General features: G+C 29.2%; 10 protein-coding genes. 1 reads left to right on the top strand and 9 read right to left on the bottom strand.

The genetic code is table 11. The features are described from left to right. On the top strand, positions 1-351 hold a 351-nt coding region (locus tag Q0649_RS13330; RefSeq protein WP_298842794.1), incomplete at its 5' end, for a GreA/GreB family elongation factor. A 6-nt stretch (positions 352-357) separates the two neighbouring features. On the opposite strand, the gene Q0649_RS13325 is transcribed toward Q0649_RS13330, so the two are convergent. The 9 genes from Q0649_RS13325 to pilM all read right to left on the bottom strand — a co-directional run. Then, complete coding sequence (locus Q0649_RS13325) at positions 358-1299, bottom strand: SIR2 family protein (RefSeq protein ID WP_298842791.1); 942 nt, start codon at positions 1297-1299, stop codon at positions 358-360. 149 nt (positions 1300-1448) lie between these two features. Further along, complete coding sequence (locus Q0649_RS13320; protein WP_298842789.1) at positions 1449-1958, bottom strand: DUF3267 domain-containing protein; 510 nt, start codon at positions 1956-1958, stop codon at positions 1449-1451. A gap of 371 nt (positions 1959-2329) precedes the next feature. Beyond that, positions 2330-2716 carry a transposase gene (locus Q0649_RS13315; protein WP_298842787.1) on the bottom strand — a complete coding sequence of 129 codons (387 nt, stop codon included), beginning with the start codon at positions 2714-2716 and terminating at the stop codon, positions 2330-2332. 340 nt (positions 2717-3056) lie between these two features. Beyond that, the gene (locus Q0649_RS13310) at positions 3057-3611 is read right to left on the bottom strand and encodes a PilW family protein (protein ID WP_298842784.1); all 555 of its coding nucleotides are present in this window, start codon (positions 3609-3611) and stop codon (positions 3057-3059) included. Positions 3612-3623: 12 nt separating this feature from the next. Further along, on the bottom strand, positions 3624-3971 hold the full coding sequence (locus tag Q0649_RS13305; RefSeq protein ID WP_298842782.1) for a prepilin-type N-terminal cleavage/methylation domain-containing protein: 348 nt from the start codon (positions 3969-3971) through the stop codon (positions 3624-3626). 32 nt (positions 3972-4003) lie between these two features. Next, a complete protein-coding gene (locus tag Q0649_RS13300) occupies positions 4004-5338 on the bottom strand; it encodes a pilus assembly PilX N-terminal domain-containing protein (protein WP_298842780.1) in 1335 nt (444 codons plus the stop codon). A 468-nt stretch (positions 5339-5806) separates the two neighbouring features. Next, positions 5807-7159 carry a hypothetical protein gene (locus tag Q0649_RS13295; RefSeq protein WP_298842778.1) on the bottom strand — a complete coding sequence of 451 codons (1353 nt, stop codon included), beginning with the start codon at positions 7157-7159 and terminating at the stop codon, positions 5807-5809. Next, positions 7146-7718: a PilN domain-containing protein gene (locus tag Q0649_RS13290; RefSeq protein WP_298842775.1), complete on the bottom strand. Its 573-nt coding sequence runs from the start codon at positions 7716-7718 to the stop codon at positions 7146-7148. The genes Q0649_RS13295 and Q0649_RS13290 overlap by 14 nt, the downstream gene beginning before the upstream one ends. Before the next feature lie 9 nt (positions 7719-7727). Then, on the bottom strand, positions 7728-8455 hold a 728-nt coding region (pilM, locus tag Q0649_RS13285; protein ID WP_298842773.1), incomplete at its 5' end, for a cell division protein FtsA.

Here is an 8455-nt window from a genome sequence, read left to right as displayed (position 1 = left end):
AGAAGTGAAAATGCTGAATATAAAGCTGCAAAATCAAATATGTACGATAACTTTCGAAGAATGGGTTATTTAATAAAAATGATTAGAAGTGCGCAAATTATGGATGACGTTATCGGTGAAACTGCCGGTGCAAACATAGGCAATAAGTTATTTATAAAATTTGTTGGCAACGATGATATAGAAGAAATAGAACTTGTAACCACACTTCAAGTAGATATAATAAACGGTAAATTTAGTATTGAGTCTCCAATAGGAAAAGTATTATTTGGAAAAATAGTAGGCGATATAGTAGAAGTGGATTCCCCTGATGGAAACTATAAAATAGAACTTGTAAACATAATCAAACAATAATTCCATCTATTTTATTATCTGTTTAATATATTTAATTGCTCCATCTGTATGAACCTTAGCACTGCTAAAAACTTTTTCTAACCTTTTTTTAGTCTCTCTATCTTCTAAGGTTTCAGATATTACAATATTTTTTATTTTCTCCTTGTAAGAACTAAATAACAATAAGTTATCAAAATCCGTTTTTGGGAATCCATATCCAATAAAATCTAATTCTTCAGCGTTATCTATATAATATTTCATCTTTTTCCATAAAAGTTTATAAAAATTACCTGCAAAATATTTCTGTTTAGTATTTGACATAGGGACAAAAAATGGTACGTCCTCAATAAAAATTTCATTAATAGCATTTTGTTCAAGTGATATAACATCACCTATATCTGCATTATCATATTTACTCATACTAAACCAATTAAAAGAACCATGAAGTTTTAAAAGTTCTATCTTTTTCTCATCCAGATCGCCACCATCAATTTTTGCGCTTTCTTGATATGGATCTTCATTTAAGTTAATACCATATTTTACTACAAATTTACCACACTCACTTAAGTTTTTACAAATTTTTTCAATAAATAAATCATAATTAAATGTAACAAGTAGTATATTTTCCTTATAACAATAACATAAAAATTTACCCATAATATCCATTTTGTCAGGATCAGGCTCACAATTTTTCATTTCATTATATATATGTTTTAACATTTCTTTTCTTAAAGTATAAAATTCTATATCTTCTTTATCACTAAAAAATATTTCTCTTGATAATATATAACTAGCACAGTTTTCTACATCAAAATAATCATGTAATTTTGCTTTTGCATTGCTTACAAAATTTTTGAGCAAACTATCTTCCTCAATATTCTCAAGCAAATCTTTAATTAAAGGCATTGAACTACATAATGCCTTTGAAAATCCTGCTCCAAGAACAATAACCTTTATATATTTTTTCATACCTACATGACTCCATTTTATTAATTCTATAATTATACTTTACTTCAAAATGCTAATATGTATTCCCATATTAATAAATAACAATAACATGTCCATTAAAAACATAAACATAAAATAGCCATGAGCTACTATTATAACCCATGGCTTTCCTATACTACATCAAATCCATATATTCTATCAACTATCTTGCTGTTAGAATCATACTTTATAAGCTTAAAAGCCATATATATGTCACCTGAAGCTCCTAATAAGTTGAGTAGGAATGTTATGCCTCCTAACCAGATAGGTAGCGTCAAAGTTGCAATAGACATTACAGTTAATGGTGCTAAAAGTATAATTAAAAATTTAAAACGTTCTATAGGTACCTCAGATATTTCTTGCGTATATGCATATATACCCTTAAACCCATACTTTACTTTGCCACCAAAAATCTTATAAGCGAGTCCATGAATACTCTCATGAATAATTGAAATAGGAATCATTAAAAGGAGTACATATAAACAAAAATTAATTACTAGATATTTAGTTGGGTAAAAAATATAAGGTTTCAGAAAAAAGTTATCAAGTATATTCCCTACACTCCTACCCAGTAGAAGTACAATTAAAAGAGCTATTACTGTACACATTACATGTGTTTTCCATGTAATTTTAAAAGACATGCCATCACCTCTGTTAGAAGTATTGACATGTCTTTGGGATGTTAAACTTATTTAATACACTTTTCCACCTTTCGACAAATGACAGTCACTATTGTCTGTAGCTTGCTTCCCACTTGCTTTGATTAGTCATTAAGACATACCTTACTACTTCATATGTATAACTAATCGTATATTTTCTTTTATTAGATGGCTGGTGCAACAGTGGAAACATTTATAGGCACGAAAAACAATTTTGCTTAAAAACTTACCCCAACCTCAACTCTATTAAATGCACTTCAAATATTCTATTTTTACCCTGCTTTTTCTTTCCATATATATACAAGTGCCTGACCCCTTACAGAGTTTGGAAGTGAAATGAACAAACTCTGTTGCTACCATTTATATTCCTCTGGCTTCTTTACCATATTTGCTCTCACTGGATTTAGATGAATATACCTACTTGCTTCTAATACATATTTATCATCATAAATTATTTCCGAACCATATCTTTCTTGAAAAAGATGTCCAACATAATTATATTTATTATTGAAATATTTAGCATATAAATTATTTAACCTTCCCATAAAACATTTTATGTGCATTTCTTTTGTTTGTACTTGCAAATGCACATGATTAGACATTAAGACATAACTTACTACTTCAAATTGATCACCAGTTTTTTCCAATACATAGTCTAAAGTACCTAAATATACCTTATAATCCTCTTCATCCCTAGATAAATCATTTCTTCTATTTCCTCTAGTTGTAATATGCATCATGACATTTGGGTACCATTCTCTAATTTTCTAGTCATCTATAATCCACTTCCTAAATACTTTTTTAGTCTTATTTTAATTATAGACAACCGCATTTTTTATATTCACTGTAGCAATGCAAAAACAGATTAACAACGAAAAAGCTACCGAAATACATTTATATATTTCGGTAGTTTCCTCCAGTTTCGCACCTTTCGACAAGTGACAGTCACCATTGTGGGGAGCTTGCTTCCCACTTGCTTATTGTTCAACCTAGATGGTTGAACTTGCTATAGAAATTATTCACTTCTACATGGGTTTTACCATTTTTATTTTAGGTACTTTTGAAAAGCCGTATAAGAAATTAATTTTTAGCATAATAAATTTTTGTAACATCAGTATTTTGTGGCAATATACTTACAGAAGCAAGGTTATTAATCAAAAAATCAAACCCTATCACATAATCTTTAGCATTAGTATTACCATCAATTAAAACCTTTAACATCCCAAGATTTGCAGATGATAAAAAATCTAAACTGGTTAATGAATTACCTATTACTTGATCTGATAGAAGAGTACCCGCTATATTGTATGTTTGCTTAAATAGATACTTGCTCGTTCCAGTTGTTTTTGGTTTGAACGTTAGGGCATAATAAACACTATTAGTTTGGGGAATTGCTGCTGGTGTAATAGTAATAGTATTAGCATTTCTTAATTCTCTTTTAATATAATTTGAAACTAATCTTACATCTTGCTGATTATAACTTTGATTCAAAGACATTTTATATGATTTACTGCCATAACTACTGATAGAAAAAATTATTCCCACTACTATTGACATTATTGCCATAACTACTATAAGCTCTATTAGGGTGAAACCATTGTCTTTTTTGACTTTATTAATAATAATCTCCTCCAATCCCAGCTCAAATTAATTATCAGGAACAAAAGAGGTTAGGGTTGTTTGACCGTTATTAACGGTAATCGTTTTTCCTGAAATAGGGGTAGTACTTACTATATTACCATCAGAGAATTGTATAGTGATTTGTGTTGTGGTCTTGGTAAAGTTCGTACTTCCAGAGTTAACATCTTGTATCGCACTATCAATTTTAGTTTGGGCATCAAAAACATTTTTAGTTTTGGAACCTGAAGAAATTATGTTTTTATAAGTACCTAAAAAAATAGGCAAACATCCAACAGTCACAATGCTAATGATAGCTATTGCTACAATTAGTTCTACTAATGTTAATCCTTTTTTCTTGTTATAAGAAAGTCTCATAAAATCACATCCTCTTAAATTTAGATATCTTTTTACTTCCAATTTGGAGTTGAATAAATGGTACTAGTTGAAGAAGTTGTTGCACCTGGTATTTGTACTAATACAGGATATGGTGGCATGTTCACTGTTCCACTCTCTACAGTCACTGTCTTGCCTATAAGTGAACTATTAATTGTTGTATTAATTGTGATGTCTGCAAGTGGGGCATATATTAAATTTGGACCAGTAACGGTTCCATTGCTAATTGTAACAGTACTACCTGCTGTAAAAATATCACCTGTAACCACTGATCCACCAACAATATTAAGGTTTGCTGTATTTGAAGATAATGATCCATTAATATTGGTTCCGTTGCCTATATCAAATAGGTTAGTACCGTTATAGTAAAGCTTAAAATGACTCTTATCTCCACCAGAATTAACTGGTCCCTTTATAAAAATAGAATTATCAACATATAAGTTTAAATTATGATTACCTATAAGTATGATGCTACCATCATAAATATTTAAGTTTCCGATTCGAAGGTTAATATCTCCATAACTGGTATCTACCTTAAGAATAGCGCCACTTACTATATTAATTTTAGCATAATAGCAACTTTGTGTAATTGTTCCAGAAGACGAAAGTTCAGCAAATGTTAAGTTACCAGGAAAACTTGGGAAACTTGGTAGTGTTGGTGCTGGATATACTAGTGTACCATCAAATGTTTTTATTGTCGGTTTTGGACTTTTGTAATCGCTAGTTTTAGTAATTATTATATCCGGATTTCCCCCAGATGGAATATAAATATTAGAAATGTTGCTACTACTAAGACCCCAATCAAATTTAATTGCACCTGGAGCTGATGAACTAGTACCAACATCTCCATTTACGTAGCTGGTAATATTAACTCTATTTCTCCCATAAATCGCAGTATTTATTTGAGTAGTAGCATTAGTATTGGTTGTTGTAGTTGTTTTGTTTAAAACTACAGTTGCATTATCAATAACATATGAAGTAGTTCCGTCGGGATTTTTACCATTTGCAACACTGCCTGTTGATGCAATTAATAATTGTTTTTGATCTGAAGTTTGAGTTAATGTAACTTGAAATGTCCCTCCTCCAAAATTCTGTACAATAGAATGAACTGGAAAAATCTCAGAATTAAAATTATCTAAACCTGAGCCTGTTAATGAAGTTATCCATTTTTCAGTCGCGGAAGCGCCAGCTCTCGCAATATAATAAGCTTGTGTCTTCTTTTGCTGAGATGAAGCTTGTTTAGCTTCATAAACCATGCTGGTACCCAAAATTGCAATCAAGCTAAACAAAAATGCAGATATTACAATAGCTAATACCAAAGCAAACCCTTTATTTTTTTTCGGTATCATAGGTTACAACTCCCTTTTTAAAAAATAACTTTAATTTTACTCCTATTTTCCTCAGAAATATAGTTCATAAGAACATTTCTACCACTAAGTTTTACAGTCAATTCGGTGTGTTTTGTATAGAAAGTAGAGCCAGTAGGTTTCAATCACTAACTCTTTCTCCTTTTGTGAAGGTCGGTTACACTATTACAATTTGTTCATGACCCCCGGCGGGGATTTGTTATTATGACACACGTTGTTCCTTGCTAAGAACATGAGAGACTAAACTTAATTTTTTTATTACTATGTTGCTTGATCATTAGAAGTACTTTAATAAATTAGTTGTTTAAATTAATAGTAAATTTAACTCATTACCTTTTCACACTATAAAGACATATTTTTATTAGCTCTGTCTTTCAATATGCTATAACAAATTATTAAAGAAACTAGGACAAATTTCTACACATTTCTATTCACTTATATATATATAATTTATTTTCTAACAACCGAAATATCACCTTTTTCCTTTAATATACTAATCCTCGGTTTATTTTTATCATCACCTGAAATATTCACAAGAATACTTTTGTCAGTATCATTGGTAATTCTAATGTTTGCTCCTGATAAATCTGAACTTGTTCCTCTAATTTGTGAAATCATATTCAAAACTATATTTCCCCCATTAGGTATAAATTCAATAAAGTTATTAAAATTTTTAGGATATGATTGTGTACCTGTTTTGTATTTATAATAATACTTAGATCCAATTTTTGTGAAATAAAACTCCACTAATTCTATTCCAGTATTATTTGAATAAACATATGATTTCATTGACTCCTCTTTTGCTTTTTCAATTGTTATAGTATGTAAATTATTAGTTGTTTTAGGTTTTGCATTTAGACTAAAATCACTTTTAACTTCAGCTTTTGCAACTGTATTTACACTTTTAGTTGCCGTGCTTACGTTGTTTGTTATCGAACTTGTACTGTTAGTAGCTGTGTTTGCAATATTATTTGTTACTGTTGGTGTACTAACCAGTATTGAGGAAGATGATCCAACATACGGATTTCCACTACCACTAGGTGCTTTAGCATCCCACTTAAATTCGTCTTTATTATTAAGTTTAGGCACTCCATAAAAATCTAATACAATGGTTCCTATTACATTGCTACCTTGAGCTCCAGTTATGTTTATATTATTAATAACTATCTTTTTATTATAACTTTCTACTTTCCCTATAAAACTTATAAGTTCATCATATGTACCCTTAACACTAAGTGTAGTTTCCATTTTATATGCACCGATAATCTTTGTGTTATTAATGCTTGTGCTATTATTATTGATGTTTGTACTAGAATTACTAGTGTTCGTTGTTACGCTACTAGTATCTTTTGTAGATGTACCATTAAAATCGCCTACTAACTTGTCTAATTCATTGGTAGTATTTGTACCACTGGCTACAGTATTTGCAGTTTTGCTAGTATCTACTGCAGTTGCATTTTCACTGCTTACTTCTGAGAATCCTAATACATCTGCTTGAATCTTACTATCATTAATCATTTTATTTAATATAACTATGATTTCTTCCTGCTTTATTGATGGAAACAATTTATCTGTTTTACTAAGGATTTTAGAATTTAAATCTGCATATTCTTCATTCTTTTGATCCTTTAATGCAATCTTTGTTTTAGCTTGCTCCCATTTTTGAGAATATGTATCTCTACTTGCTTTTAACTCAGTTATTTTTTGAGTTTGTTTCATATAAATAAATTGATAAAAACAATATCCTAATAAAATTATCAATAAAGCTCCTATTAACATTTGTTCCCTTTTAGTTACTTTCATTATTATCAACTTCCTTTAAAATACAATTAGCACTAAAAGTTAAATTTGCATTCCCTGTTAATGGTGAATTTATAGTTGTAACATTAACGTCTTTTATCACATCTAATTTTTTCAAACTACGCTCAAATACTGCTATAGATTCTCTATCTTTTGCTTCTGCTTGAAGTTGCACTCCATTTGCATTTAAAGTCATTAACTTAAAATACATACCTTCTGGAACACAGGAGTTTATTTCATTTATTGCCTTATTACCTACAAAATCATTATCATTTAGACCATTACTAATGTTTGACACTATACCATAATATTTATTCATTATAACTAACTTTTTTTCATCATTTGTCGCTTGATTTAACTTAACAATATTATCTTTTGAATTTAAATTTTGCTGTATATATGTAATTTCAGAATTTAAATTACTTATTTTAAAATAATTAGATGTATACGTGAAAACAATCAATAATACTAAACCGGCTAATACTATACCCGCATAAAAATATTCTTTTTTAAAATCTTTTTTACCTCCTGTATAAGAGTCAAAAAAATTAAAATCGTTCATAAATTTCACCTACCTTAGCCTTATTATCGCTCCTATAGCATTCAAAAATTTGCTTAATTCATCATCTATTCTAGTCGGATTCACATTAGAGACCTTTATTTTAGACCAATTTACATTACTTAAGTTATGTATTCGGGTAATAGGTAGGTTTACAATGTCTTTCATAAATATCTCTATACCCTTAAGATTAGAACTTCCACCATAAATATATATTTTGTCTATTATATTTCCTTCTTTTTTGTTTTTATAATAATTAAGTAATTTTTCTATTTCGTGAGTCCAATTTTTTACCTGTGCTTTTGCAATATCGTTTACCATGGAACTTTGTATATCACTTAAAGCTTCTCTTGATAAATTACAAATTTTAATTTTTTGATTCTCTGCTTCTTCCTCTGATATAGATAATTGCTTAGCAATATCTATATCTATAAGAGAGCCACCATAATTAATAATTCTAGTAAACAAAACATTTCCCTCTGAAATAATATTTACATTTATAAAATCATGCCCTAAATCTATTACTGCAACAGTATCATCTAAACTGTAATTTTCATCGTTAACTTGTATATTATCAATAAATAATTTATTAATGCTGTTTGAACTTATATCTAATGCTACTGCATTACCCTTTAATTCCTTTATCAAATTATAATATCCATCTACCATAGTTTTAGGATATACCACTACTGCAAATTTTGCCTGCTTTATATTTTCATCTTCAAACTCTTCTAATATTT

Source organism: uncultured Clostridium sp. (assembly GCF_937920395.1).
Taxonomy (GTDB): Bacteria; Bacillota; Clostridia; order Clostridiales; family Clostridiaceae; genus Clostridium_AD.
The sequence above is the reverse complement of the archived record's forward strand: the minus strand, read 5'-3'. Positions and strand labels throughout refer to the sequence as shown.

Bases quoted from the DNA above. Each gene is read 5' to 3' on its own strand.
- Q0649_RS13325 (WP_298842791.1), bottom strand. From the start codon at position 1,299: ATGAAAAAATATATAAAGGTTATTGTTCTTGGAGCAGGATTTTCAAAG.
- Q0649_RS13320 (WP_298842789.1), bottom strand. From the start codon at position 1,958: ATGTCTTTTAAAATTACATGGAAAACACATGTAATGTGTACAGTAATA.
- Q0649_RS13315 (WP_298842787.1), bottom strand. From the start codon at position 2,716: ATGATGCATATTACAACTAGAGGAAATAGAAGAAATGATTTATCTAGG.
- Q0649_RS13305 (WP_298842782.1), bottom strand. From the start codon at position 3,971: ATGAGACTTTCTTATAACAAGAAAAAAGGATTAACATTAGTAGAACTA.
- Q0649_RS13300 (WP_298842780.1), bottom strand. From the start codon at position 5,338: ATGATACCGAAAAAAAATAAAGGGTTTGCTTTGGTATTAGCTATTGTA.
- Q0649_RS13295 (WP_298842778.1), bottom strand. From the start codon at position 7,159: ATGAAAGTAACTAAAAGGGAACAAATGTTAATAGGAGCTTTATTGATA.
- Q0649_RS13290 (WP_298842775.1), bottom strand. From the start codon at position 7,718: ATGAACGATTTTAATTTTTTTGACTCTTATACAGGAGGTAAAAAAGAT.